This window comes from Methylobacterium sp. 4-46 (assembly GCF_000019365.1).
Classification (GTDB): domain Bacteria; phylum Pseudomonadota; class Alphaproteobacteria; order Rhizobiales; family Beijerinckiaceae; genus Methylobacterium.
In genome coordinates this window covers 2,853,761-2,878,111 of sequence record NC_010511.1, presented here as the reverse complement: position 1 = coordinate 2,878,111, position 24,351 = coordinate 2,853,761, and the positions used below count along the sequence as shown (strand labels likewise).

Below are 24,351 nucleotides of genomic sequence, written 5' to 3'. Positions count from 1 at the left end.
ACGGGACGCCGGGGCGCGAACCCCTGTGCCGGCGAGCGGCACCGTCCGTTCAGCCCCCGGCCGGAGCGAACGCGAGGCGCGGGCTATAGCAGGTTTTCGCGGGATGGCAAGGCGGCGGCCGCCGACGCGCGGATGGCACTCAGGCGATGAACGCGTCCGCCTGTTCGACCGCCCAAGGTCAACGGCCCAAGGTCAACGGCCCAAGGTCAACGGCCCAAGGTCAACGGCCCAAGACCCATCGTCGAGAGCGGGCGGCTCGGCCGTGCAGTCGGCCAGCAGCCGGACCCCGTGCACCCGGGGAGCGGCTGCGTCATGAATCGGAATTCCGCACGTCGCCGGGACGCGTTCCTGGGTTCGTGACCGTCGCGTCATCCCGAAGCAGCCCGATCCCTCGGCGATGGCTGCCGCAATCGCTGCGGGATGGCGGAGGCAGGCTCCGCTCGGGCGGGCAGAGGGCCGCTTCGCCGCGTCAGCCGGCCTCGACCGGCTCGGCCGGGCTCGCGGCGGCGAGATCGAGGCGCACCAGCATCACCTCGGGGTCCGACGGGTCCGTCCCCACCGCGAAGCCGAGCTTGCGGCACATGGTCAGCATGGTGGTGTTGGCGCGCAGCACCTGCCCCTCGACGTGGCGGATGCCCTCGGCGCGGGCCCAGTCGAGCATCAGCCCCATCAGCGCCCAGCCGAGCCCGATCCCCTTCAGGTCGGAGCGGATCAGGATCGCGTACTCGCCCGTCTCGTGGTTGGCGTCGGCGTGGAGCCGCACCGCCCCCATCATCGCGCCGGTCTCGTCGTCGAGCGCCACGAAGGCGATCGCCCGCGCGTAGTCGAGCTGGGTCAGGCGGGCCAGGAAGGCGTGGCTGAAGTCGCGCACCGGCGCGAAGAAGCGCAGGCGCAAGTCCGCCTCGCTCACGTGCCGGAAGAAGTCCTCGAACAGGCCCTCGTCCTCCGGGCGCACCGGGCGGATGAAGGCGCTGACGCTGTCGAGCGCGATCCTGCGCTCCCACTCGGTCGGGTAGGGCCGCACCGCGAAGCGGGCGTGGCTCGGGCCGCGGCCGGCATCGCGACGCCCCGCGGCCGGGCTCGGCGCCACGGCGACGCGCGCATCGACCGCGATCACCCCGGTCTCGTCGGCCAGCAGCGGGTTGATGTCGAGGTCGCGCACCTCGGGCAGGTCCGCGGCGAGCTGCGCGAGCTTGACGAGGACGAGCGCGATCGCCCGCTCGTCCGCCGCGGCGACGTCCCGGTAGGCCTTGAGCCGGCGCGAGACGCGGGTGCGCCCGATCAGCTCGGCGGCGAGGCGCAGGTCGAGGGGCGGCAGCGCGAGCGCCCGGTCGTCGATGACCTCGACCGCGGTGCCGCCCCGCCCGAACACCACCACCGGACCGAAGACCGGGTCGTCGGTGAGGCCGGCGATCAGCTCGCGCGCCTTGCGCCGGCGCAGCATCGGCTGGACCACGAAGCCGCTCACGCACGCCTCGGGCCGGTCGCGGGCGGCCCGGGCCAGGATATCGGCGGCGGCCTCCCGCACGGCCGCCTCGCTGGTGAGGTCGAGATGCACCCCGCCGATGTCGGACTTGTGGACGATGTCGGGCGAGACGACCTTGAGCGCCACCGTGGCGCCGGCCGCGATCATCGGCCAGGCGGTCTCGGCGGCCGCGTCGGCATCGGCGGCGAAGTGCACCGGCAGCATCGGGATCGCGTAGGCGGCGAACAGGGCCGCCACCTCGCGCGGGTCGAGCCAGGTCCGGCCCTCCCGGACCGCCCGCGCGACGATCGTCCGGGCGGCGGCCACGTCCGGGGAGAAGTCCTTGGGCAGCGAGTCGGGCGTCTTCATCAGGTCGTCCTGCGCCTCGCGGTAGCGCACGAGGTGCATGAAGCCCTCCACCGCCTCGGCGTCGGTGGGAAAGCGCGGGATGCCCGCCGCCCCGAGCGCCTCGGTCGCCGCGAGACTGTCGCCGACCGAGACGGCGAAGACCGGCTTGGCGCGCAGGCTCGCCTTGCGCCCGCGGCGCACCGCCTCGGCCACGGCGCCCGCCACCGCCTCGCCGCCCGACAGGGCGGTCGGCACGTTGATGACCAGCACGGCGTCGTTCTCCCGGTCGGCGATGAGCGCGTCGAGGGCGGCGGCGTAGCGGGTGCCGTCCGCGTCCGCATCGAGGTCGAGGGGGTTGGCCCAGGGGCGCGCCGGCAGACCGGTCGGCGGGAGCGCCGCGTCGAGCCGCTCGGCCGCGGCCGGCGACAGGGTCGCGAGGGTGCCGCCGAGATCGGCGAGCCGGTCGACCGCGAGCGCCCCGACGCCGCGGCCGTTGGTGACGATCGCGAGGCGCTTGCCGGGGAAGGGCCGCTGACGCCCGAGCGTCTCGACCGCCGAGAACATCTCGTGGAGCGCGTTGACCCGCAGCAGCCCGGCCCGCCGGAAGGCCGCGTCGTAGACCGCATCGGGCTTGGCCAGGATGCCGCTGTGGGTGACGGGCCGGCCGTCCGCGCGCGCCGTCTCGTGCCGCCCCGAGCGCAGCACCACCACGGGCTTGGCGCGGGCGGCGGCGCGGGCCGCCGACATGAATTTCGGCGCGTCGCGGATCGTCTCCAGGTGCAGGAGGATCGCCCGGGTGCCGCGATCGGCCGAGAAGTGGTCGAGGCAATCGGCGATGTCGACGTCGACCGCTTGGCCCACCGAGAGCACGCCCGAGAAGCCGTAGCCCCGTCCCGAGGCCCATTCGGCGATGCCCGCCGCCACGGTCCGGGACTGGGTGATGAGGGCGAGGTCGCCCCGGGGCGGCCGATGCGCGAGCAGGCTCGCGTTGAGCCGCGCCGCCGGCACCGCGAGCCCCATGCATTCCGGGCCGAGCAGGCGCAGGCCGTGCGCCCGCCCGGCGAGGCGCGCCGCCTCGGCGAGCGAGCCCTCGCCCGCGCCGAGGCCGGCCGAGATGATCAGCGCCCCGCCGCAGCCGCGCGCCCCGGCCGCCGCGACCACGCCGGGCACGCTCTCGGCCGGCGAGACCACCACGACGAGGTCCGCGGGCTCCGGCAGATCCTCCAGCGAGCGGTGGCAGGGCAGCCCGTCGACCGTGTCGTGCCGGGGATTCACGGGCCAGATCGGTCCCGGGAAGTCGGCCTCGCGCAGGTTGCGCAGGATCGCGGCGCCGAACGATCCGGGCCGCTCGCTCGCCCCTACGAGCGCGACGCTGCGCGGCGAGAGGATGCGGTCGAAGCGATAGGTGCTCATCGGTGAGGCCCCCCAATCGGCCGGCCGCGCCGAGATGGCGCGGCGCCTCGCAACGTCCAGCTTTGCCATTCCGCGGCCGCAAGGTGGCAATGCAAAAATTTGCGTTGCGGCGCAGCATGGCTAAAATAAATTGAGGTCTCCCGGTCATCCGGCTTTCCGGAGCGCCCATCGCGCCGGACAGAACCGCACCGAGCAGATTCATGCGCCTTCGTGTCTCCCTCGCCCTCGTCCTCCTCTCGGCCGGCGCCGCCGGCGCGACGGAGCTCCGCCCGGGTCACGCCCACAACCTCGATCTCGGCCCCTACCGGGGCGTCGCCTACTACACGGTCGAGCGCGACGGGTACCGGGTGGTGGCGACCCTCGCCTCGGCGGAGCGGCCCGTCCGCCTCGTGGCGACCCTGGCCCCCGACCAGCGGGTCAGCCTGTCGGTTCCGGGGCAGCGCGACGAGGCCCCGGCCGAGATCGCCTTCGCGCGCCGGGGCGACCGGGTCGAGGTGATGGCGCCCGGCTTCTGAGCGCGACGGGGGCCCGGGACGCCGCTCCGCCCCCGCGGGGCTGCGTCCGCGGGACTCTCTTGTGTTGTCGGGCGAACTGCGCCACCTGTCCGCCGCGTCCGTCCGGGACCAACCCGACCTTCGCGGCGCAAGGATCGTCCGATGCAGACAGTTTCCCTTTCCTGGCGCACGGCCGCCCTCGTGCTCGGCCTCGCCCTGCCCGCCGTCGCCCAGACGGCGCCCGCGCCGAACCCGGCGCCCGACACGGTGGTGGCCCGCGTCAACGGCAGCCCGGTCACGGCCGCCGACCTCGCGGTCGCGGCCGACGACCCGGCGCTCTCCCTGCCGGGCGTGAGCGACGAGCAGAAGAAGGGGCTCCTCGTCGACTACATGGTGGACCTCAAGCTCGGCGCCCAGGCCGCCGAGAAGGCCAAGGTCGCCGAGAGCCCGGACTTCACCCGCAAGCTCGCCTATTTCCGCGACAAGCTGCTGCTCGACGAGTACCTGGAGCGGGAGGCCAAGAAGGCCGTGACGCCCGAGGCGGCGCGCAAGCTCTACGACGACACCGTCAAGACGCTGAAGCCCGAGGAGGAGGTGCATGCGCGCCACATCCTCGTCGACAACGAGGCCGACGCCAAGAAGATCGCGGCGCGGATCAAGGGCGGCGAGGACTTCTCCAAGGTGGCGGCCGAGACCTCCAAGGACCCCGGCTCCAAGGCCGAGGGCGGCGATCTCGGCTGGTTCACCAAGGAGCGCATGGTCCCGGCCTTCGCCGAGGCGGCCTTCAAGCTCGACCAGGGCAAGGTGTCGGACCCGGTCAGGACGCAGTTCGGCTGGCACGTCATCAAGGTCGAGGAGAAGCGCACCAAGCCGGTGCCGGGCTTCGACGAGATGAAGGAGCAGATCGACACCTACCTGACGCGCAAGACGCAGCAGGACATCATCACCAAGCTGCGCGAGCAGGCGAAGATCGAGAAGACCGAGGCGCCCGCGCCGGCCAAACCGACCGAAGCCAAGCCGACGGAAGCCAAGCCGGCCGAAGCCAAGTAGCGGCCCGCCGCGCGGGCGGCCCTCGGGCCGTCCCGTCACCAATGGTGCAGCACCACCGCATCGGCGAGGCAGGCGGGTCGCTCCTGGCCCTCGATCTCGACCGTGACGCCGTAGGTCACCCGCAGCCCGCGCGGCGGCACGGGGGTCGCCGCCGCGAGCCGCACCCGGCCGCGCAGGCGCGCGCCCGCCAGGACCGGCGCCGGGAACCGGACGCGGTCGAGCCCGTAATTGAGGCTCAGCCGCAGGCCGTCCAGCCGGCGCAGTTCGGCGATGAACAGCGGCACCAGCGACAAGGTTAGGTAGCCGTGCGCCACCGTGGTGCCGTAGGGCGATTCGCGCGCGGCCCGCTCCGGATCGACGTGGATCCACTGGCGATCCCCGGTCGCCTCCGCGAAGCGGTCGATCATCGCCTGATCCACGGTGATCCAGCCGCCGACGCCCAACTCCTGCCCGAGCGCCGCCGCCAGGGCCTCCGGCCCGTCGAATGCCTGCATGCCATCCTCCCGCCCGGAGCCGATCTCAACGGTCACCTCGCAGGACCGTTGGGGCCGTTCTGGAATTTTCGCCAGGCCATTTTTCGTCAGACCATCGGCGTGTGCCGCCACTTCGAGGTGGTCGGCGGCCCGATGCGTCGGCATCCCGGGCCGCCGGCATAGATCCGACATCCGACGGATTGCGTCGCCATGCGGATGTCGGCGTCGCTCACGCGCCGCGCGAGCTTGTCGTACGCTGTCCGGACGATCACGTCTGGACAGCGCATGAGAGCCTCGCCGGGCGCGATGCATCCGCGTTCGACGGGGGGATGATACTCCTGGAGAGTGTTCTACTTACCCCCTGGGGCGCCGGGCGCGAGGGCCGGGGCCCGTCGGTTCGGCCCGGGGATGCCCCGCCGGGCCGCCTCGCGACAGGGGAGTGCGTGCGTTGCGACAGAGGACTCTGCGGGTCGCCATCGCGGGCGTCGGGAACTGCGCGTCGTCCTTCGTCCAGGGCCTCACCTATTACCGCGGCGCCGCCCCGGACGAGGTGGTTCCGGGGCTGATGAACGTGGTGCTCGGGGGCTACCACGTGGCGGACGTGGAGGTGGTGGCGGCCTTCGACGTGTCGGCCGCCAAGGTCGGGCGCGACCTCGCCGAGGCGATCGCCGCGCCCCCGAACAACACGGCCCGCTTCGCCGAGGTCGCGCCGACCGGCGTGACCGTCGCCCGCGGCCCGACCCTCGACGGGATCGGGCGCTACCTGCGCGACATGGTGCCGGAATCGGGCGAGGCCCCGGTCGACGTGGCGGCGGCGCTGGAGCGCGCGGGAGCGGAGATCCTGGTCTCCTACCTGCCGGTCGGGTCGCAGGCCGCCACCGAGCACTACGCCGAGGCGGCGCTCAGGGCCGGCTGCGCCTTCGTCAACTGCATCCCGGTCTTCATCGCCTCCAACCCCGAGTGGCGGGCGCGCTTCGCGGCGCGCCGCCTCCCGCTGATCGGCGACGACATCAAGAGCCAGGTCGGCGCGACCATCGTCCACCGCACGCTCGCGCACCTGTTCGGCGAGCGAGGCGTGCGCCTCGACCGCACCTACCAGCTCAATTTCGGCGGCAATTCCGACTTCCGCAACATGCTGGAGCGCGAGCGCCTCGAATCGAAGAAAATCTCGAAGACCCAGGCGGTCACCAGCCAGGTCGACCGGCCTCTGGATCCCTCCGACATCCATGTCGGGCCGAGCGACTACGTGCCCTGGCTGAGCGACCGCAAATGGGCGCATATCCGCCTCGAAGGCACCGCCTTCGGGGGCGTGCCGCTCAACCTCGAACTCAAGCTTGAGGTCTGGGATTCGCCGAACTCGGCCGGCATCGTCATCGACGCGGTGCGCTGCGCCAAGCTCGCCCTGGACCGCCGCCTCGGCGGGGCGCTCACCGGCCCGTCGAGCTGGTTCATGAAGTCGCCCCCGCAGCAATTCAGCGACGAGGAGGCGCATCGGCGCACGCTCCGCTTCGTGGCCGGGGAATCCGAGCCCGGCTGAGCGCCCGCCATCTCGCGCGACCGGCGTGAATGCGGCCGGTTGATCGCCGTGCGAGAGCTCGCGATCGGATCGCACGCCCGTGATCTCGCCTCCACTTGCCTGCCTCGGCGCTTCGCGTATTGTCCCGGGACCACGAACCGGTCGGTGCTGCGTCAAGGCTCACAGCAGGCTTTCGTGAACTTGCTGTCGATGGCGCGCGACGCTCGGACTCCATGGGAGGCGTCACGATGTTTCGCAAATGCGTCGCCGAAGGCATCGGCACCTTCTGGCTGACATTCGCCGGGTGCGGCAGCGCGGTGATCTCCGCCGCCTTCCCGCAGGTCGGGATCGGGCTCCTGGGCGTCGCCCTCGCCTTCGGACTGACCGTGCTCACCATGGCCTACACGATCGGGCCGATCTCCGGCTGCCACCTGAACCCGGCGGTCACGATCGGGCTCACGGTCGGCGGGCGGTTCCCCTCGAAGGAGATCGGCCCCTACGTGGGCGCGCAGGTGGCGGGGGCGGTGGTCGCGGCCATGCTGCTCTACGTGATCGCCAGCGGGGCGCCCGGCTTCGACGCCGCCAAGGGCTTCGCCGCCAACGGCTACGGGGCGCACTCGCCCGGCGGCTACGGGGTCGGCTCCGCCTTCCTGGCCGAGGTCGTGCTCACCATGATGTTCCTGTTCATCATCATGGGCGCCACGCACGGGAAGGCGCCGGCCGGCTTCGCGCCGATCGCCATCGGGCTCGGCCTGACGCTGATCCACCTCGTCGGCATTCCGATCACCAACCTGTCGGTGAACCCCGCCCGCAGCACCGGACCGGCCCTGGTCGCCGGCAGCTGGGCGGTGTTCCAGCTCTGGCTGTTCTGGGTCGCGCCGATCCTGGGCGGCGCGCTCGGGGGCAAGCTCTTCCGCTGGCTGAGCGAGGAACCCGCGGCCGAGGTCACGGGCGCCGCCCCGAAGCCCGCCGTCCCGTGAGCCTCACACCAGACGTCCTCAGGCCAGACGCCAGTCGATCGCGGGCCTGCCCTTCTCGGCGAGCCAGGCATTCGCCCGGCTGAACGGCCGGGCGCCCCGGAAGTCGCCCCGGCGGTTGAGGGGCGAGGGGTGGCCGGCTTCGAGGACGAGGTGGCGGTCGCGGTCGACGAGGGCCGCCCGTCGCCGGGCCGGCGCGCCCCAGAGCAGGAAGGCGACCGCCTCCTGCCGCGCGGAGACCGCCGCGACGGCCTGATCGGTGAGGTCCGACCAGCCGAGGGCGAGGTGGGCGCCGGATTGTCCGGCCTCGACGGTCAGCGCCGTGTTGAGCAGGAGGACGCCCTGGCGCGCCCAGGCGCTGAGGTCGCCCGTCTTCGGCATCGGCGCGCCGGTATCCTCCGCCATCTCGGCGAGGATGACCCGCAGCGAGGCCGGCAGGCGCCGGGCGCCGCGATACGAGAAGGCGAGGCCGTGCGCGTCGCCCGGCGTCGGATAGGGGTCCTGGCCGAGGATCACGGCCCGCACCTCGGGGAGCGGCGTCAGGGTCAGGGCGGCGAAGACGCTGTCGGGCGGGGGCAGGATCACGGCGCCCTGGGCCCGCCTCGCATCGACCGCCTCCGCGACCCGCTCGGCGCTGCCGTCCTGGAAGAAGGGCAGGGCGAGCCAGGGCGAGCCGCTCGCGCGGAAGCGGGAGAGCGCCCCCGCGACGGTGTCGGCATCTCGCATCGGGACTCGGACTCAGCGCATCAGGATGCGCCCGGCCTCGATCGAGACCGGCGCGTGCGTGCGGATGTAGGTCATCACCGCGTTGGCGACGAGCGTCCCGTCGGTGGCGCCGATCAGGGTGCGGCCCTCCGCCAGCATGCCGTAGCCGTTGCCGCCGCCGAGCATGAAGTTGTTCGACGCCACGGTGTAGCGCCGCTGCGGATCGAGGGGCTCGGCACCGACCCGCACCTCGATCACGCGCTGGCCGACCGGGGCCTTCGCCGCCACCGTGACGGTGAGGCCCGAGACCTGCGGGAAGCGTCCCGCGGGATGCCCCACCTCGGCGAGGCCGTTCTCCAGGGCCGCCCGCACCTGCGCGCCGCTGATCTCGACCAGCACGGTCGTGTTGCCGAAGGGGAGTTCGGTGAGCACGTCGCGGCGGCTCAGCACGCTGCCCGCCCGGTAGAGCCGGTTGCCGCGGATGCCGCCCCCGTTGGTGATGGCGAGGGCCGCGCCGGTCGCGTCGCGCAGCGCGTCCGCCACGAGGTTGCCGAAGGTCGACTCGGAGGCCCGGACGGTGGAGATCCGGGTGTCGAGATCCGTCCCGGTGCGGCCGAGCGGCAGGTCGAGTTCGCGGGAGAGTTCCGCCTCCAGCCGGTCCACGGCGGCCTGGACCTCCGGGTCCGGCTCGATCGCGCTCGAATCGTGGATGCGGAAGCGCGGCACCCAGATCGCCCGGCGCTCCTGGCCGGTGCCGCGGACCTCGATCCGGATGTCGACCGCCGTGACGTAGTTCGCCTCCTCGCTCGATTCCACGAAGACGGTGCGGCCGTCGTAGCCGAGCGCGAGGTCGTGGTCGTGGCCCGACAGGACCACGTCGGCGAGGCGGCTCGCCACCAGCGCCTGGTCGGTGGCCCGGTCCGTATGGGCGACGGCGACCACGAACTCGGCCCCGGCGGCCCGGAGCGACGCGGTCTCGCGGCGCAGCGTCTCCAGGGCCGGGCCGAAGCGCCAATCGCCCGATTGCGACTTCGAGGGCGTCTCCGGCAGGGCGATGCCGACCACGCCGACCCTGACGCCGCCGAGATCCAGCACCTCGGCATCCTGCAGGCCCGGGAGCCGCGACCCGTCCGCCTGGCGCAGGTTGGCGGCGAAGACCGGGAAATTCGCCTCCGCCATCCGCTCGCGGAACACCGCCTGGCCGAAATCGAACTCGTGATTGCCGGGCACGAACACGTCCGGACGGATGAGGTTGGTGAGGGCGACGATGTGCCGGCCCTGGTCGAAGCCCGACATCAGCGAGGGCGAGAGCGTGTCGCCGGCGTGGCAGACCAGGACCGGCACCCCGCGGGCGCGCTCCTGCTTGACGATGGCGGCGAGCTTCGGGAAGCCGCCGCGCCCGTCCCGCGCGCCCATCCGGTAGATGTCGTTGACGAGGACCAGGGTGAAGTCGACGTCGGGGCCGAAGGCCCGCGCCGGCCCGCCCGCGAGCGTGGCGGAGAGACCGGCGAGGCCGAGGCCGAACGTCTCGCGGCGGCTGGGGCGCGGCATGGGCGACCTTTCGGCTGGGAGAGGATCCGCCCCTCTGTGGCCGAGCTTCTTGACCGGGGAAAGACGCCCCGCGGTCAGGGCGGGGCTGGGCCGACGAAGCGCGGATCCGTCCCGAACAGCCGCGCCATGGCGCGGGCCGTGCCCATGAAGCGCGCGCCCTGGGGCGTCAGGCGGTAGCGGTCGCCCTCGCGCACGAGGTTGCCGGAGGCCACCTGCTCGTCGAGGCGTCGGGGGATCTGGGCCCAATCCGCGACGTAGACGCGCAGGAACGCGTCCTCGACGGCGCGCCGCTCGAGCCCCTCGGGCGCCCCGGCGAAGCGGCCGAGCAGGAAGACGGAGATCGAGCGGTCGATCGTGACCGGGCCGAGGGTGAAGAAGGCGAGCAGGAGCGCCACCGCGGTGACGCTCGCCCCGAGCGCGTCCCGCCGCGCGAGGTCGAGGCCGAAGCGGCGGCGCCCCGTCACCCAGGCCATCGCGGCGCCGAGGAGGAGGAGCGTCAGGCCGAGCCCGGCGAGGCCGCGGTAGAACAGGATCGGCAGGAAGCCGAACACGCCGAGGCGGATGACCGCCAGGAACAGGGCCGCGCCGAGGAGGAGCGCGAGTCCGTAGGTGAGGGCGGCCGCCAGGAGGCCGCGCAGGAACCTGCCCGTCATCGTCCGATCTTCCGGCCCGACACTCATGGCGCGCGGGCGGCCGGCGGGACCGCGAACAGCATCACGCCCGCGTTGGCGTGGCGGGGCGTCGCGGCGCGCGGCCAGGCGCCGGGCGCCGCGAAGACCGGATCGAGCGCCGTCACCACCAGCACGTCGACGCCCGCGGAGGCGGCGCGGCCCATCGCCTCGGAGAGAGTGAGGGAGGGATCGGCGAAGATCGGGGAAAGGCGCGCGATGCGGGCCGCCACCTCCTGCCTGGCGGCGCCGAACAGGATGCCGTTGTAGGGATCCGACACCGCCGTGCGGAAGCGCCCGTAGAGCCCGTAGCCGAAGGCCCGGTTGCGGGTGGGGTCGGGCCGCCCCTGCACCACGGTGCCGGCCGGGAGGTTGCGGTCGAGCCAGTCCCAGGCGGCGCGCTCCTGGGGCAGGAGGGCGATCTCCTCGGCCGTCATCACGGAGTTTCGCCGGTACTGGACCATCCCGTAGGCCTCGCCGACGAAGCTGAGCCCCATGCAGGCGAGGAAGCCCAGGGCGGCCCGGCGCGACCCGCCGAGGACCGGCGAGGGGCGCAGCGCGAAGCTCGCCCGCAGGGCGGCGAGCGTCCAGAGCAGCGCGGCGAGCTGCGCGAACAGCATGACCCGCCAGCCGAGGTCGTTGAACAGGACGCTGGAGCGCAGGAAGGAGCCGATCAGGAGCGACGCCAGCGCGGCGAGGGCGAGGAGCACCGCGAGTTCGCTGCGCGGGCGCGACAGGGCGCCGTCGCGCCAGAAGGCGAGCGTGCCGATCAGGAAGGCGCCGAATTCGAGGCCGTAGCTGAGGGGCAGGGCGATCAGGTTGGTGAGGGACTGGATCGCGCTGTCCGGCGGCAGGACCGTGTCGGCGATGATGAACTTGCGGATCTGCAGGGCGAGGGGCGGCTCGGCGCCGAGGACGCGGCCGCGCAGGATCGAGGCGAGCCACGCGCCCGCGAGGGCCAGGGCGAGGGCGCCCGAGAGGAGGCCCCGCGCGACGCTCGCCCAGCGTCGCCGCCACGCGAGCCGCCCGAGCCAGAGGGCAAGCGTCGCCGCCGCCCCGATCGCGAGGTAGATCGAGAGGCCGGCGAGGGACGCGAAGGCGAGGCCGGCGAGCGCGACCCGGCGCAGGCTGCGCGAGCGGTCGGCCGGCGCCTCGTCCTCGGCGGCGAGCGCCATCAGGCCCACCATGGCGGCGACGAGGCCGGCCACGTGGTGCGGCACCCAGAGCGCGCTGGTGAGCCACGCCGCGACCTGCTCGTTCCACTGCTCGAAATCGGCGAGCCAGTTCTCGCCGCCCGACAGGACGCCGATCGCGGCCACGCCGAGGATGTCGAGCCCGGTCGTGAGCAGGAGGAGGACCAGCCACGCGCCGATGCTCCAGGCGCCGGGACGCGGCCGGTCGAGGCGGGCGGCGGCGTAGACGGTCCGGGCGAGGGCGAAGAGCACGGGCCCCGTCCAGAGGGCGAGCCCGAAGGCCGCCTGCCGGCCCGCGATCGCTCCCAGGCCGAGGCGCTCGACCGCGGCAGTCAGCGTGTAGAAGAAGTAGTAGTAGACCGCCGGCCGCTCCGCGGTGAGGAAGGTCGGGTCGTAGGGAGGCGTGCCGGCCTCCGCGATGGCCCAGGTTGCGGCGGCGTGCTTGACGTAATCCGCCATCAGCACGCTGCGCAGGGCCCCGCCCGTCACGGGCCAGTCGACCAGCATCAGCGTCGCGAAGGCGGCGTAGAGCGCCATCCCGAGCAAGGTCCGCACCAGCACGCCCCGCGGCACGGGATCGGGGGCCGGCCGCGCCAGCAGGACGGTGCCCGGCACCGCCAGGGCGAGCGCGGCCGCGACCATCGCCCCGGGGCCGAGCCGCCCGGCGAGGTCGAGGAGCACGGGCAGGCCCGCGAGGCCGGCGAGGAGCGCGAGCGCGGCCCGGTCGAGGCGCGTGCGCGCCTCCTGCCAGCCGGGCATCGCCAGGCCCTGGGCGAGCAGCGCCCCGGGGCCGAGCAGGACCGGCCCGGCCAGGAGCCCGGCGAGCAGCGTGCCGGGGACGTCGTAGGGGAGACTGAGCACCGCTGAGTGGTCCGGATCAACCTTGCCGAGATTCGCCCCGGAGGCCGGGATCCCGCGTCTGCGCGACGCGGCGACGCTGGGCCGGCGGCGCGGTCACCAGGAAAGCGCCGTCATGGTCAAGATTTCGTTGTCGCCGCGCGGGCGCCGCGCGACCTTCGCCACGGGGCTGCTGCGTCTCGACGCGTTGGATCGGGCCGGCGCCGCGCTATGTAGGGCGCGGTGCGGAACGACGCCGCGGCGAGGCTCCGGCGTAACCTGATCGGACGGACATGAACGAGGTGACGAAGCCGGCGGTGCTCGAACGCGGTGCCACGCCCGTGAGCCCGGTCGCGCCCGGCGCCCTGCCGGCGGAGCATGCGCGCGTGGCCTGGGGACGCGTCGGCGTGCTGCTGATGAATCTCGGCACCCCCGAGGCCACCAGCTACTGGCCGATGCGCCGCTACCTCAAGGAGTTCCTGTCGGACCGGCGCGTCATCGAGGTGCCGCGCGCGATCTGGTGGCCGCTCCTCAACCTCGTGATCCTGACGAAGCGGCCCGGGCCGAAGGGCCGCGACTACGCCTCGATCTGGAACAACGACCTCGACGAGGGTCCGCTCAAGACCATCACCCGGGGTCAGGCCGAGAAGCTGCAGGCCGCCATGGGCGGGCGCGTCGTGGTCGATTGGGCGATGCGCTACGGCAAGCCCGAGGTGGAGGGGCGCATCCAGGCGCTGCTCGACCAGGGCTGCGACCGCATCCTGCTGGTGCCGCTCTACCCGCAATACGCCGCCGCCACCTCGGCCACCGCCTGCGACCAGGCCTTCCGGGCCCTGATGAAGATGCGCTGGCAGCCGACCGTCCGGGTCTCGCCGCCCTACCACGACGACCCGGTCTACATCGACGCGGTGGCGAGCGCGATCCGGCGCGACCTGGAGAAGCTCGACTTCGAGCCCGAGGTGATCCTCACCTCCTTCCACGGCGTGCCGAAATCCTACCTGCTGAAGGGCGACCCCTACCATTGCCAATGCGTGAAGACCGGGCGGCTGATCCGCGAGGCGCTCGGCTACGCGCCCGAGCGCATGCGGGTGACGTTCCAGTCCCGCTTCGGCAACGAGGAGTGGCTGAAGCCCTACACGGACGAGACCGTCAAGGAACTCGCCGCCTCGGGGGTGAAGCGCCTCGCCATCGTGGCGCCGGGCTTCACGGCGGATTGCCTGGAGACCCTGGAAGAACTCGACGGTGAGAACCGCCACTATTTCGAGGAGGGCGGGGGCACGCACTTCGCCTACCTGCCCTGCCTCAACGACGGGCCGGAGGGCATGCGGGTGATCGAGCACGTCGTGCAGCGCGAGTTGCGCGGCTGGATCGACTGATCCGGGATCGGCTTGATCAAGCGGATCCCGGATCACGAGCCTGCGCGGCACGTGAGCGAAGCCCACATCCGCGCGGCGGAGCCATCAACCGGATGGCGGATCAGAGCCGCCCGGTCGCCCAGCGCTCCGCATCCGGCATTTGCCCGAGCAGGGCGAGCCCGTGCGCGATCGACTCGAACTGGTCCGAACTCGCCACCCGCCCGGCCCCGAACCGCTCCGTGAACAGGGCCCGGACCGCCGGGACGAGCGAGGTGCCCCCGGTGAGGAAGACCCGGTCGATCGCCCCCGCCGGCACCGCCGCCGCGGCGAGCGCGTCGTCCACCGCCGCCGCGATCCGGGCGACCTCCGGGGCGATCAGCGACTCGAAGGTCGCGCGGTCGAGCGTCGCGCGGATGTCGAGCCCCGTCCCCGGCCCGACGAAGCGGAACTCCGCCTCGTCCCGCGCCGAGAGCGCCACCTTGGTGGCGGAGACGGCCTGGTAGAGCGGGAAGCCGAGGTCGTTCTCGATCAGGGCGACGAAGTCCGCCAGCGGGGCCGGATCCACCGCCGCGCGGGCGAGGTCGCGCAGGTCCTGGAGGTCGCCCGACCACTTCATCAGCGCGAGCTGATGCCAGCGCGACAGGTTCGCGTAGTAGTGCGAGGGCAGGGGCAGGACCTTGCCGCCCATGCCGCGGTAGCTGCCGCCCTTGCCGAGCCGCGGGGCCACGAGGTGCTCGACGATGCGCGCGTCGAAGGCGTCGCCCGCGACGCCGACGCCGCTGTGGCCGAGCGGGGTGGCGGTGAGCCGCCCGTCGCCCTCCCGGGAGAACCGCATCACGGAGAAGTCGCTGGTCCCGCCGCCGAAATCCGCGATCAGGACCGTGGCCGCGCCCTCCAGGCGGCGGGCGAAGAAGAAGGCGGCCCCGACCGGCTCGTAGGCGGTGAGCGTCTCGCCGGGGCCGAGCCGCGCGAAGGCGGCGGCGTAGCGGCGCATGGCCAGCGCCTCGTCGGGGTTCTGGCCGACGAAGCGCACCGGGCGGCCGACCACCACCCGGGCGCCCGTGAGGTCGAGCCCCGCCCCGGCATCGCGCTGGAGCGTGCGCAGGAAGGCTGTGAGAAGGTCCTCGAACTGGTAGCGCTCGCGGAAGATCCGGGTCTCCCGGAACGCCGCGCTCGCCGCGAAACTCTTGAAGGACTGGATGAAGCGCAGGCCGAGATGGCCCTCCAGGAAGGCCTCGACCGCGAAGGGCCCGCCCGCGAGCCGCGTGCCCGCAGCGGCGCCGCGCCCCTCCTGCCAGAAGGCCAGCGCCGACAGGTAGGTGCGCCGCTCCTCCGCGCCGTGCCGGAAGGTGACCGCCTCGACGCCGCCCTCGGGGCCGGCCAGCGCCAGCACGGTGTTGGTCGTGCCGAAATCGATCCCGATGGAGACGGGCTGGGGCATCGGGCGGCTCCGGATCAGGGGGCGAGCGGGCTGGGCGGCCGGGCGCGGCGCGCCCGCGACCCGTGGGGGGCGCTGCTCATCCGGCGGCGGCGCGCCGCCGTCAAGCTCGCCGGACCGTCGCTCAGCCGGTCAGGCGCGCGACTTCGCGGCGCAGGACCGGCAGGAGCTCCGCCTCGAACCAGGGATGGCGCTTGAGCCAGCCGCTGTTGCGCCAGGACGGGTGGGGCAGGGGCAGCACGCGGGGCCGACGGGGCTCGGCGAACAGCTCCCGCCAGCGCGCGACGGTCCCGGTCAGGCCGCCCGGCGCGCGGCCGAGGTGCCACGCCTGCGCGTATTGCCCGATCACCAGGACGAGGTCGAGGGCGGGCAGCCCGGCGAGGAGGCGGGCGCGCCAGGTCTCGGCGCATTCGCGCCGCGGCGGCAGGTCGCCGCCCGCCGCGTCGTGGCCCGGGAAGCAGGCCCCCATCGGCAGGATCGCGATCCGGGCCGGGTCGTAGAAGGTCGCCTCGTCGAGGCCGAGCCAGGCGCGCAGGCGCCGGCCGGACGGGTCCTGGAACGGCCGTCCGCTCCGGAAGGCCCGGTGGCCCGGCGCTTGGCTGGCGATGCAGAGCCGCGCCGTCGCGCTGCCCTGCACGATCGGCCGCGGCTCGACCGGGAGCGGCCCGCCGTGGCGGGGCGCGTCCCGGCACAGGCGGCAGGCTCTCAGGGCGGCGGCCACCTCGTCGAATTCGGTCATGGTCGGGGGCGGGGCTCAAAAAAGAAGCGCGGCCGGAGCCGCGCTGGGGAAAGTCTCGAAACGTCTGGTCAGGTCCGGGATAGCGCCCGGGAAGCCTGGGCGCGGTGCGCCATCACACCCCGCGCAGGGCCGCGAGGTCGAGGGGCAGCGAGCGCAGCCGCTGGCCCGTCGCGGCGAAGATCGCGTTCGCGATCGCCGGCGCGAGCGTCGGCACGCCGGGCTCGCCGATCCCGGTCGGCGCCTCCCGCGAGGGCACGATGTGCACCTCGACCCGCGGCATCTCGCTCATCCGGGTCGGCTCGTAGGCGTCGAAGTTCGTCTCCTGCACCACGCCGTCCCGGAAGGTGATGCGGTTGCGCAGCACCGAAGAGAGCGCGAAGCCGACCGCGCCCTCGACCTGGGCCCGGATCACGTCCGGGTTCACCGGCACGCCGACATCGACCGCCGCGACGATGCGGTTCACCTTGACCTTGCCGGCCTCGGCCGTCACGTCGGCGACCATCGCCACGTAGGACCCGAAGGATTCGTGCGCGGCGACGCCGAGGCCCTGGCCGGGCTTCGCTTGGCCGGGCTTCGCTTGGCCGGGCTTCGCTTGGCCGGGCTTCTCCTGGCGCTCGCTCCAGCCGGCCTTCTCGGCCGCGAGGCGCAGGGCGCCCGACAGCCGCGGCGCCTTCTGCAGCAGGCCGAGCCGGTAGGCGACAGGGTCCTTGCCCGCCGCGTGGGCGAGCTCGTCGATGAACACCTCCATGGCCTGGGCGGTGTGCGAGTGGCCGACCGAGCGCCACCACAGCACCGGCACCGCGTCGCGCACGTTGTGCACCTCGAAGCGATAGGCCGGCAGGGCGTAGGGCGTGTCCGCGGCGCCCTCGACCGTGGTCGCGTCGACGCCGTCCTTGACCAGCATCGCCTCCATGGGCGTGCCGATCAGGATCGACTTGCCGACGAGCGTGTGCTCCCAGCCCGTGATGGCGCCCGCCGCGTCGAGACCGGCGCGGATGCGGTGATAGGCGGCCGGCCGGTAATAGCCGCCCGTGATGTCGTCCTCGCGCGTCCAGACGAGGTGGATCGGCCGGCCCTCGCCGGTCGCCTTGAGGATGGCGGCCGCCTCCGCGATGTAATCCGCCGAGGTGGTGGCCCGCCGGCCGAAGGAGCCGCCGGCCCAGACCGTGTTGATGCGGATCCGGTCGGGCGTGGTGCCGAGGATCTGCGCCGCCACGACCTGCTCGATGGTCTGGAACTGCGAGCCGGCATGGATCAGGTAGGTGCCGTCCGCCGCCTTCTCGATCGTGGCGTTGAGCACCTCCATCGGGGCGTGGGCGAGGAACGGGAAGGCGAACTCCGCCTCCAGCACCTTGGCCGCCCCCTTGATCCCGCCCGCCGCGTCGCCCTGCCTGGCGGCGACGAGGCCGGGCTTGGCGGCGAGCGCCTTGTACTCCGCGAGCTGCTGCTCCGAGGAGCGCCGGTCGGCGCCCGCGTCGTCCCAGGTGATCCGCAGGGCCTCGCGGCCCTTCATGGCCGACCAGGTGTCGCGGGCGACGACCGCGACGCCCATCGGGATCCTGACCACGTCGACCACGCCCGCGACCTTGCGGGCGGCCGCGTCGTCGAGGGACCTCAGCGCAGCGCCGAAGCGCGGCGGGCGCGCCACCACGGCGGTCAGCTGGTTCGGGCGCCGGATGTCGAGGGCGTAGACCGCGCTGCCGTCGGTCTTGGCGGCGGAATCGAGCCGCGGGAGCTTGGTCCCGATCAGCGTCCACTCCCCGGGCTCCTTGAGGCGCGGGGTCTCGGGCACCGGCTGCGCGGCCGCGGCCGCCGCGAAGGCGCCGAACCGGGCCTCCTTGCCGCTTGCGGCGTGGCGGATCACGCCCTTCTGCACCGTGATCTCGGCGGCCGGCACCTGCCAGGCGGCCGCGGCGGCGGAGACCAGCATGGCCCTCGCGGCGGCCCCGGCCTTGCGCAGCTGGATCCAGGAATTGGCGACGGCCGTGGAGCCGCCGGTGCCCTGGATCGGGCCGAAGGCGAGGTTGTTGTAGAGCGAGGCGTCCGCGGGCGCGAAGGCGGTGCGCACCTGCGCCCAGTCGGCATCGAGCTCGTCGGCCAGGATCGTGGCGAGCCCGGTCGTGTTGCCCTGGCCCATGTCGAGGTGCTTGATCACCACCGTGACGCTGTCGTCGGCGGCGATGCGCACGAAGGCGTTGGGCTTGGCCGGGACCTTCGAGAGGTCGGGGCCCGCGGCCTCGGCCCGGGCTCCGGACGAGCCGAGATGGAAGCCGACGACGAGGGCGGTGCCGGCCGTGGCGGCGCCCGCCAGGAAGGCGCGGCGGGAGGGTGCCGAGGGGCGCTCGGGGGCGCGCTCGGAGGGGCGCTCGGAGGGGCGCTTGGCGCCCAGCACGTGGACCATGGACAGCCTCCGGGGGTCAGGCGAGGGCGCGGGCGGCGTCGTGGATCGCCGCCCGGATGCGCTGGTAGGTGCCGCAGCGGCAGATGTTGCCGTCCATCGCGCCGTCGATCTCCGCGTCGCTCGGCGCCTTGTTCTCGGAGAGCAGCCCGATCGCTGACATGATCTGGCCGGACTGGCAATAGCCGCACTGCACGACGTCGAGGTTGCGCCACGCGGCCTGGACCGCCTCCGCCACCTTGCCGGAGACGCCCTCGATCGTGGTGATCTTCGCCTCGGCGAGGTCGCCGATGCGTGCCTGGCAGGCGCGGGCCGGCTGGCCGTCGATGTGGACGGTGCAGGCTCCGCACTGGGCGATGCCGCAGCCGTACTTGGTGCCGGTGAGATTCAGGTGGTCCCGGATCGCCCACAGGAGCGGCATCTCGGGATCGGCATCGACCTCGACGGTTCTGCCGTTGACGGTGAGCTTCGGCATCGCACGCTCCGACGATACTCTGGAGTGGTTCCAGCGCGGCTGGTGTGCCGCGACACCTGGCACGGGCGCAAGCGCGGCGTTTGTGCGCTGCCGCACATGCGCGTGCGCGGTGCGCAGGCCCGGGATAGGCCGGTGTTTCTCCGGTCAGGGCAGGGCAACCTTAATAATTTTCCGCAAGCCTCGGTCCTCGTCCCCGTCCGGGAGGCAGGAGCGGCGCGACCCGAGCCCATGTCCGAAGTCACGGCCCAGATGGTGCGGCGCGGGCGGGGCCCGACCGCCGAGGAGGCGGCGCGGCGGCGCCAGCGCGCGCGCGACGTGCGCTCGGCCCGCGAGCGGCTGACCTCCTCGATCGGGCTGGAGCGCGCCTTCGACTACGAGCTGCTGCGCATCTTCGCCCAGTACCGGATCGGGGCGTTCCTGCCGCTGACGCTGTTCGCGCTCTGCGTCGCCGCCGCCTCCGCGGTCTGGCTGCCGCTGGTGTGGAGCGCGGTGTGGCTCTGCGGGGTGCTCGGCAGCATCGCGGCGGTCGCGGTCTTCGCGCGCAGCTTCCTGCGCCAGGCGCCGGACTCGGTGGCCCTGCGCGGCTCGCGGCGGCGTGCCGTGATCGGCGAGGTGACCCAGAGCACCGCCTGGGCGCTCCTCGCGCTGCTGCCCTTCTCGGTCGAGGCCGCGAACGCCCAGACCTTCGTGCTGTTCGTGCTGGTCATCGTCGCGGCCGGGACCACGATGCTCGCCGCCACCGTGCCGCTCGCGGCCGGGGCGGGGCTGGTTCCGCTCAGCCTCGCGACGCTCGGCCTGCTCCTGGTGACCCGCGGCTTCGAATCCGTGATGCTCGTCGCCATGGCGGTCGGCGCCCAGCTCTTCTTCCTGGTCCTGTCGAATCATCTCTTCCGCTCGACCGTGGCGGCGCTGCAATCGCGGGCCGAGAAGGACGCGATCTTCGGCGAGCTCGAACAGGCCAAGGCCAATTCCGACGAGGCGCGCCGCCGCGCCGAGGAGGCGAACCTCGCCAAGTCGCGCTTCCTCGCCACCATGAGCCACGAGCTGCGCACGCCCCTCAACGCCATCCTGGGCTTCTCGGAGGTGATGAAGAACGAGGTCTTCGGGCCGCACGCCTCGCCCTCCTACCAGGAATACTCGACCGACATTCACGAGAGCGGCCTGCACCTGCTCAACCTGATCAACGAGATCCTCGACCTGTCGCGCATCGAGGCCGGGCGCTACGAACTCAACGAGGAGGCGGTGCAGCTCGCCTACGTGGTCGAGGAGTGCCGGCACATGATGGGCCTCAGGGCGCGGGCGAAGAACCAGAACTTCCGGGAACTCGTCGACCCGTCCCTGCCGCGGCTCTGGGCCGACGAGCGCGCCGTCCGTCAGATCGTGCTCAACATCCTGTCGAACGCCATCAAGTTCACGCCGCCCGGGGGCGAGATCACCATCAAGGTCGGCTGGACCTCGTCGGGCGGCCAGTACGTCAGCATCAAGGATACGGGGCCGGGCATCCCGGAAGACGAGATCCCGACCGTGATGTCCTCCTTCGGCCGCGGCTCTCTGGCGATCAAGACGGCCGAGCAGGGGTCCGGCCTCGGCCTGCCGATCGTGAAGGGGCTCGTCGACCTGCATGGCGGCGGCTTCCAGCTGAAGTCGAAGCCGCGGGAGGGGACCGAGGTGATCGTGACCTTCCCGGCCTCCCGGGTCATGGACGCGCTGCCGGCGGTGGACGTGACCGAGGACAAGCCGCCGACCCGCCCGGCCCGGGCCGCGTGAGGCGGTTCTCCGGCGATCGATCCGGCACCGGGGATCCGCCCGAGGAGCGGGACCGCGCGCCTTGCCATGCGGCCCCGCCCGCGCGAGGCTGGAGCATGTCCCGCTGAAGGGGGATGCCGGTTCAGCGTAGGACATGCGGCAGAACCAAAGACGTCAAGCAGCGCCCGGTCATGCGGCGTCGGTCGCCGCTCCCGGTCTTTGATAGGGCCGCATTGTCTGCGACGAACCGGCATCCCTTCGTCGGACGATGCTCTCGCGCGGGGAGGCGACCGCATGATCAGGCTGCATCACTGCGTCGGCGCGCGCTCCTTCCGGCCGCTCTGGATGCTGGAGGAGATCGGCCTTCCCTACGAACTCGTGGTGCTGCCCTTCCCGCCGCGGGCCCACCGCAAGGATTTCTTCGCGGTCAACCCGCTCGGCACGATCCCGGCCTTCCGCGACGGCGACACCGTCATGACGGAGTCGGCGGCGATCTGCGCCTATCTGGGGGCCCGCTACAGCCCGGGGAACCTCGGCGTCGCGCCCGAGGAGGCGGAGTACGGCGCCTACCTGAACGCGCTGCATCTCGGCGAGGCGACGCTGACCGTCCCGCAGACGCTGGTGCTCCGCTACGGCCGCTTCGAGCCGCCCGAGCGGCGCCTGCCGCAGGTGGTGGAGGATTACGCCCGCTGGTTCGGCTCGCGCCTGCGCGCCTTCGGCAGCCTGTTCGGGGACCGGACCTACGCGGCGGCGGACCGCTTCACCGCGGCGGATATCAGCCTCGGCTACGCGCTGATGCTGGCCGAGATGGCGGGGCTGGACGAGCAGGTCCCGGATTTCGCCAGGGCGTACCTGGCGCGCCTGCGCGCGCGTCCGGCCCACGCCCGCGCCTGCGCGGCGGAGCGCGACGCGGCGCTCGCGCAGGGCGTCTCGCCGCGCCCGGCGCCGCTCGGAGGATAGGCGCGGCGCCCGCGCGCGGCGGGGGCGGCGATCGGACGCCGCCCCGTCTCCCCCTCAGGTCCCGAGGATATGACCGACCCGGATCCCGCCCTCGCGCGCGAAGGCGCCGGCCGACATCTTGGACCCGCCCTCCGGCTTCAGCTTGAACAGCTCGATCTGGCCGCCCTGGGCGGTGATGCGGATCGATTCCTCGCCGACCGCCACGACCTCGCCGAGCGCCCCCTTCACCTCGGCGATCCGCCGCACCGGGTGCTTGCGGCAGTCGAAGAACTGGAGCTTGCGCCCCTCCAGGGTGGTCCAGGCCCCCGGCGCCGGGTTGGCGGCGCGGATCAGGTTGTAGAGGTGATCGATATGGGAGTCCCAGGACAGGCGCGCGGCCTTGGCCGAGAACCAGCCCTCGTAGCTCGCCTGCGCCTCGTCCTGCACCACCTCCCGGTGGCGTCCCGCCACCACGAGATCGGCGGCCTCCAGCATCGCGGCAACGCCCATCGGGAAGAGCCGGCCGAAATAGACGTCGCCGAGCGTGTCGTCCGGGCCGATCTCGCAGGTCTTCTGCAGGATCACCGGTCCCTCGTCGAGGCCGTCCGTCGGCCGGAAGATGCTTAGCCCGGTGCGCGCGTCGCCCTTGGCGATCGGCCAGTTGATCGAGGAGGGACCGCGATAGGCCGGCAGCAGGGACGGGTGGTACTGGATCGTCCCGTGCCGCGGGATCGTCACGAAGCTCTGGGGCGCGAATTGCAGCACGTAGGCCATCACGCCGAGATCGGCGTCGAGGGCGCGCAGCGTGTCGGCCGCGTCCTGGCTCTTGAGGCTCGGGAACTGGTGGAGCGGCAGCCCGCGGGCCTCCGCCTCGCGCTTCAGCGCGTCGGGCTTGGCACCCTCCCGGTCGGGCGCGCAGAACACGCCCGCGACCGTGTCGCCCCGCTCCAGGAAGGCCTCGAGCACGGCCTTGCCGAAATCCTGCTGACCGATGAGTGCGATGCGCATAAAGGCCTCCGTCAGGGGAGCTTCGTCGCGCGCAAGCCTCCCCGTTCGGCCGCCGCGGGAGGCGCGGCGGCCGTCGCGTCCGGTGGGCGGCGCCCGGGGAGCGGGCGCCGCGGCGTCAGGGCCTACTCGGCGGCGATTTTCGGCAAGGCGCCGATCGCCCCCGAGGCGGCGATGTCGACGATCCGCTCCTCGCCGTAGCCGAGCACCTCGCGCAGCACCTCGTCGGTGTGCTCGCCGAGCAGCGGCGAGCGCTTCACCTCGGTCGGGCTGTCGGACAGCTTGATCGGGTTGCCGACGGTCAGGTACGCGCCGCGCACCGGGTGCTCGACCTCCACGATCGTGCCGGTCGCCCGCAGCGACGGCTCCTCGGCCAGCTCCTTCATGGACAGGATCGGGCCGCAGGGAATGTCGTAGCGGTTGAGGATCTCCATCGCCTCGAACTTGCTCTTCGTCATCGTCCACTGCTCGATGCGCTCGAAGATCTGGTTCAGGCGGGGCAGGCGGGCGGCCGGCTTGGCGTAGTCGGGATGGGTCTTCCATTCCGGCTCGCCGATGACGTCGCAGATCTTCTCCCAGACCGGCGCCTGCGTGATGAAGTAGAGGTAGGCGTTGGGGTCGGTCTCCCAGCCCTTGCACTTGAGGATGCGGCCCGGCTGGCCGCCGCCGGAATCGTTGCCGGCGCGCGGCACGGAATCGCCGAAGGGCACGCCCTCGCCGAACTGGCTGTACTCCTTGAGCGGCCCGTGGCTCAGGCGCTGCTGGTCGCGCAGCTTCACCCGGCACAGGTTCAGCACCCCGTCCTGCATGGCGCAGTCGACGCGCTGGCCGCGGCCCGTATGGGTGCGCTGGTAGAGGGCCGTCACGATGCCGAGCGCGAGGTGCAGGCCGGTGCCGGAATCGCCGATCTGCGCGCCGGTCACCAGCGGCAGGCCGTCCCGGAACCCGGTCGTGGAGGCGGCGCCGCCGGCGCACTGCGCGACGTTCTCGTAGACCTTGCAATCCTCGTACGGGCCCGGGCCGAAGCCCTTGACCGAGGCGACGATCATGCGCGGGTTGAGCGCCTGGATGCGCTCCCAGGTCAGGCCCATCCGGGCGAGCGCCCCGGGGGCGAAGTTCTCGACCAGCACGTCGCAGGTCCGCACGAGATCCTCGAGCACTTCCATGCCCTTCCGGTTCTTCGTGTCGAGCGTGATCGACCGCTTGTTCGAGTTCAGCATCGTGAAATACAGGCTGTCCGCGTCGGGCACATCCTGCAGCTGCGAGCGCGTGATGTCGCCGACGCCCGGACGCTCGACCTTGATGACGTCGGCGCCGAACCACGCCAGCAGCTGCGTGCAGGTCGGCCCGGACTGGACATGCGTGAAATCCAGGATCTTCACGCCTTCGAGTGCCTTGGTCATGCGCGTGTCTTCACCTTGAGCGGTTGCGGGGCCGGCCGGAGCCGGATGAGACGGCCCGAGTCACGGCAGGCGTGATCCGGGCTCCACGGCGGTCTCGCGGGGGGATTCGGGCAGGCGGCGGGGAGCGGGCGGGCGGCGGGCCCCGGCGCGACGCGTCCGGACG

At 73.0% G+C, this 24,351-nt stretch carries 19 protein-coding genes; 7 read left to right on the top strand and 12 right to left on the bottom strand.

The window, feature by feature from the left end; genetic code table 11:
* Positions 1-469: 469 nt before the first annotated feature.
* Positions 470-3,226, bottom strand: a complete 2,757-nt coding sequence (locus M446_RS12375) for a bifunctional acetate--CoA ligase family protein/GNAT family N-acetyltransferase (RefSeq protein ID WP_012332434.1) — start codon at positions 3,224-3,226, stop codon at positions 470-472.
* A gap of 200 nt (positions 3,227-3,426) precedes the next feature.
* Between M446_RS12375 and M446_RS12370 the strand changes: the two genes are divergently transcribed.
* Positions 3,427-3,741 (top strand): hypothetical protein, encoded by a 315-nt coding sequence (locus M446_RS12370; protein ID WP_012332433.1) that lies wholly within the window; start codon positions 3,427-3,429, stop codon positions 3,739-3,741.
* A gap of 141 nt (positions 3,742-3,882) precedes the next feature.
* Positions 3,883-4,770, top strand: a complete 888-nt coding sequence (locus M446_RS12365; RefSeq protein WP_012332432.1) for a peptidylprolyl isomerase — start codon at positions 3,883-3,885, stop codon at positions 4,768-4,770.
* Positions 4,771-4,805: 35 nt separating this feature from the next.
* Here the strand turns inward: M446_RS12365 and M446_RS12360 are convergent, their stop codons facing one another.
* Positions 4,806-5,264: a MaoC family dehydratase gene (locus M446_RS12360; protein WP_012332431.1), complete on the bottom strand. Its 459-nt coding sequence runs from the start codon at positions 5,262-5,264 to the stop codon at positions 4,806-4,808.
* A 427-nt stretch (positions 5,265-5,691) separates the two neighbouring features.
* Between M446_RS12360 and M446_RS12355 the strand changes: the two genes are divergently transcribed.
* Both M446_RS12355 and aqpZ read left to right on the top strand, forming a co-directional pair.
* Positions 5,692-6,780 (top strand): inositol-3-phosphate synthase, encoded by a 1,089-nt coding sequence (locus M446_RS12355; RefSeq protein ID WP_012332430.1) that lies wholly within the window; start codon positions 5,692-5,694, stop codon positions 6,778-6,780.
* 227 nt (positions 6,781-7,007) lie between these two features.
* A complete protein-coding gene (gene aqpZ / locus M446_RS12350; protein WP_012332429.1) occupies positions 7,008-7,739 on the top strand; it encodes an aquaporin Z in 732 nt (243 codons plus the stop codon).
* Between the two features lie 18 nt (positions 7,740-7,757).
* Here aqpZ and ung read toward each other — a convergent pair whose 3' ends face one another.
* The 4 genes from ung to M446_RS12330 all read right to left on the bottom strand — a co-directional run bounded on the left by ung (position 7,758) and on the right by M446_RS12330 (position 12,714).
* Positions 7,758-8,462, bottom strand: a complete 705-nt coding sequence (gene ung, locus M446_RS12345) for a uracil-DNA glycosylase (RefSeq protein ID WP_012332428.1) — start codon at positions 8,460-8,462, stop codon at positions 7,758-7,760.
* 12 nt (positions 8,463-8,474) lie between these two features.
* Complete coding sequence (locus M446_RS12340; protein WP_012332427.1) at positions 8,475-9,992, bottom strand: bifunctional metallophosphatase/5'-nucleotidase; 1,518 nt, start codon at positions 9,990-9,992, stop codon at positions 8,475-8,477.
* Positions 9,993-10,066: 74 nt separating this feature from the next.
* Positions 10,067-10,645: a hypothetical protein gene (locus M446_RS12335; protein WP_012332426.1), complete on the bottom strand. Its 579-nt coding sequence runs from the start codon at positions 10,643-10,645 to the stop codon at positions 10,067-10,069.
* A 23-nt stretch (positions 10,646-10,668) separates the two neighbouring features.
* Entirely contained in the window at positions 10,669-12,714 is a 2,046-nt protein-coding gene (locus M446_RS12330; protein WP_012332425.1) for a hypothetical protein, read from the bottom strand.
* Between the two features lie 269 nt (positions 12,715-12,983).
* Here M446_RS12330 and hemH point away from each other — a divergent pair, with 269 nt between their 5' ends.
* On the top strand, positions 12,984-14,066 hold the full coding sequence (hemH, locus tag M446_RS12325) for a ferrochelatase (RefSeq protein WP_012332424.1): 1,083 nt from the start codon (positions 12,984-12,986) through the stop codon (positions 14,064-14,066).
* Between the two features lie 100 nt (positions 14,067-14,166).
* Here the strand turns inward: hemH and M446_RS12320 are convergent, their stop codons facing one another.
* The 4 genes from M446_RS12320 to M446_RS12305 all read right to left on the bottom strand — a co-directional run bounded on the left by M446_RS12320 (position 14,167) and on the right by M446_RS12305 (position 19,095).
* Positions 14,167-15,486: an Hsp70 family protein gene (locus tag M446_RS12320; RefSeq protein ID WP_012332423.1), complete on the bottom strand. Its 1,320-nt coding sequence runs from the start codon at positions 15,484-15,486 to the stop codon at positions 14,167-14,169.
* 121 nt (positions 15,487-15,607) lie between these two features.
* Positions 15,608-16,222 (bottom strand): uracil-DNA glycosylase family protein, encoded by a 615-nt coding sequence (locus M446_RS12315; protein WP_012332422.1) that lies wholly within the window; start codon positions 16,220-16,222, stop codon positions 15,608-15,610.
* Positions 16,223-16,334: 112 nt separating this feature from the next.
* The gene (locus M446_RS12310) at positions 16,335-18,623 is read right to left on the bottom strand and encodes a xanthine dehydrogenase family protein molybdopterin-binding subunit (protein ID WP_012332421.1); all 2,289 of its coding nucleotides are present in this window, start codon (positions 18,621-18,623) and stop codon (positions 16,335-16,337) included.
* 16 nt (positions 18,624-18,639) lie between these two features.
* The gene (locus tag M446_RS12305; RefSeq protein ID WP_012332420.1) at positions 18,640-19,095 is read right to left on the bottom strand and encodes a (2Fe-2S)-binding protein; all 456 of its coding nucleotides are present in this window, start codon (positions 19,093-19,095) and stop codon (positions 18,640-18,642) included.
* A 228-nt stretch (positions 19,096-19,323) separates the two neighbouring features.
* Here M446_RS12305 and M446_RS12300 point away from each other — a divergent pair, with 228 nt between their 5' ends.
* Positions 19,324-20,862: a sensor histidine kinase gene (locus M446_RS12300; RefSeq protein ID WP_012332419.1), complete on the top strand. Its 1,539-nt coding sequence runs from the start codon at positions 19,324-19,326 to the stop codon at positions 20,860-20,862.
* A 273-nt stretch (positions 20,863-21,135) separates the two neighbouring features.
* Positions 21,136-21,801: a glutathione S-transferase family protein gene (locus tag M446_RS12295; protein ID WP_012332418.1), complete on the top strand. Its 666-nt coding sequence runs from the start codon at positions 21,136-21,138 to the stop codon at positions 21,799-21,801.
* Between the two features lie 54 nt (positions 21,802-21,855).
* Here the strand turns inward: M446_RS12295 and M446_RS12290 are convergent, their stop codons facing one another.
* On the bottom strand, positions 21,856-22,788 hold the full coding sequence (locus tag M446_RS12290; RefSeq protein WP_012332417.1) for a methionyl-tRNA formyltransferase: 933 nt from the start codon (positions 22,786-22,788) through the stop codon (positions 21,856-21,858).
* A 122-nt stretch (positions 22,789-22,910) separates the two neighbouring features.
* Complete coding sequence (frc, locus tag M446_RS12285) at positions 22,911-24,188, bottom strand: formyl-CoA transferase (protein WP_012332416.1); 1,278 nt, start codon at positions 24,186-24,188, stop codon at positions 22,911-22,913.
* Positions 24,189-24,351: the final 163 nt, after the last annotated feature.

Bases quoted from the DNA above. Each gene is read 5' to 3' on its own strand.
- frc (WP_012332416.1), bottom strand. From the start codon at position 24,188: ATGACCAAGGCACTCGAAGGCGTGAAGATCCTGGATTTCACGCATGTC.
- M446_RS12295 (WP_012332418.1), top strand. From the start codon at position 21,136: ATGATCAGGCTGCATCACTGCGTCGGCGCGCGCTCCTTCCGGCCGCTC.
- M446_RS12335 (WP_012332426.1), bottom strand. From the start codon at position 10,645: ATGACGGGCAGGTTCCTGCGCGGCCTCCTGGCGGCCGCCCTCACCTAC.
- M446_RS12360 (WP_012332431.1), bottom strand. From the start codon at position 5,264: ATGCAGGCATTCGACGGGCCGGAGGCCCTGGCGGCGGCGCTCGGGCAG.
- ung (WP_012332428.1), bottom strand. From the start codon at position 8,462: ATGCGAGATGCCGACACCGTCGCGGGGGCGCTCTCCCGCTTCCGCGCG.
- M446_RS12375 (WP_012332434.1), bottom strand. From the start codon at position 3,226: ATGAGCACCTATCGCTTCGACCGCATCCTCTCGCCGCGCAGCGTCGCG.
- M446_RS12300 (WP_012332419.1), top strand. From the start codon at position 19,324: ATGTCCGAAGTCACGGCCCAGATGGTGCGGCGCGGGCGGGGCCCGACC.
- M446_RS12290 (WP_012332417.1), bottom strand. From the start codon at position 22,788: ATGCGCATCGCACTCATCGGTCAGCAGGATTTCGGCAAGGCCGTGCTC.
- M446_RS12310 (WP_012332421.1), bottom strand. From the start codon at position 18,623: ATGGTCCACGTGCTGGGCGCCAAGCGCCCCTCCGAGCGCCCCTCCGAG.
- M446_RS12365 (WP_012332432.1), top strand. From the start codon at position 3,883: ATGCAGACAGTTTCCCTTTCCTGGCGCACGGCCGCCCTCGTGCTCGGC.
- M446_RS12305 (WP_012332420.1), bottom strand. From the start codon at position 19,095: ATGCCGAAGCTCACCGTCAACGGCAGAACCGTCGAGGTCGATGCCGAT.
- M446_RS12320 (WP_012332423.1), bottom strand. From the start codon at position 15,486: ATGCCCCAGCCCGTCTCCATCGGGATCGATTTCGGCACGACCAACACC.
- hemH (WP_012332424.1), top strand. From the start codon at position 12,984: ATGAACGAGGTGACGAAGCCGGCGGTGCTCGAACGCGGTGCCACGCCC.
- M446_RS12340 (WP_012332427.1), bottom strand. From the start codon at position 9,992: ATGCCGCGCCCCAGCCGCCGCGAGACGTTCGGCCTCGGCCTCGCCGGT.
- M446_RS12315 (WP_012332422.1), bottom strand. From the start codon at position 16,222: ATGACCGAATTCGACGAGGTGGCCGCCGCCCTGAGAGCCTGCCGCCTG.
- M446_RS12370 (WP_012332433.1), top strand. From the start codon at position 3,427: ATGCGCCTTCGTGTCTCCCTCGCCCTCGTCCTCCTCTCGGCCGGCGCC.
- aqpZ (WP_012332429.1), top strand. From the start codon at position 7,008: ATGTTTCGCAAATGCGTCGCCGAAGGCATCGGCACCTTCTGGCTGACA.